Source organism: Streptomyces alkaliphilus (assembly GCF_014141535.1).
Lineage (GTDB): Bacteria > Actinomycetota > Actinomycetes > Streptomycetales > Streptomycetaceae > Streptomyces > Streptomyces alkaliphilus.
Genome location: NZ_VKHT01001712.1, coordinates 1 through 477, shown reverse-complemented (window position 1 = coordinate 477; position 477 = coordinate 1). Strand labels below are relative to the sequence as shown.

The following is a 477-nucleotide window of genomic DNA, read 5'->3' as shown; positions in this document are numbered from 1 at the left end:
CCCGTCCCGTTACCCCCTCATTCCCGTGACACGACTCCAACCCTGAGGAGAGAACCATGGCCGGTGCGACCGTCACCGTCACCGACAAGGACTTCGAGGAAGTCGTTCTGAAGAGCGACAAGCCGGTACTGGTGGACTTCTGGGCCGAGTGGTGCGGCCCCTGCCGCCAGGTGGCGCCCGCCCTCGAGGCCATCGCGACCGAGCACTCCGAGAAGCTGGTGATCGCGAAGCTCAACATCGACGAGAACCCGGAGACCACCGCCAAGTACGGTGTCATGTCGATCCCGACGATGAACGTGTACCGGGGCGGCGAGGTGGTGAAGACCATCGTGGGCGCCAAGCCGAAGGGTGCCATCGAGCGGGACCTCGCCGAGTTCCTGGCCTGATCCCGAAGAAGGGCCGGAGAGGGTTAGCCCTCTCCGGCCCTTCTCGTTTTTCCCGTGATCCTCCCGGCGACTCCCTCCCGCCTTTCCCGCC

Annotated in this window: 1 protein-coding gene; it reads left to right on the top strand. The window is 65.4% G+C overall.

Annotated features, from left to right (window positions below):
• Positions 1–56: 56 nt before the first annotated feature.
• Positions 57–386 carry a thioredoxin gene (gene trxA, locus FNQ90_RS26445; RefSeq protein WP_182608588.1) on the top strand — a complete coding sequence of 110 codons (330 nt, stop codon included), beginning with the start codon at positions 57–59 and terminating at the stop codon, positions 384–386.
• Positions 387–477: the final 91 nt, after the last annotated feature.

Coding starts and splice junctions, on each gene's coding strand:
- trxA (WP_182608588.1), top strand. CDS start 57: ATGGCCGGTGCGACCGTCACCGTCACCGACAAGGACTTCGAGGAAGTC.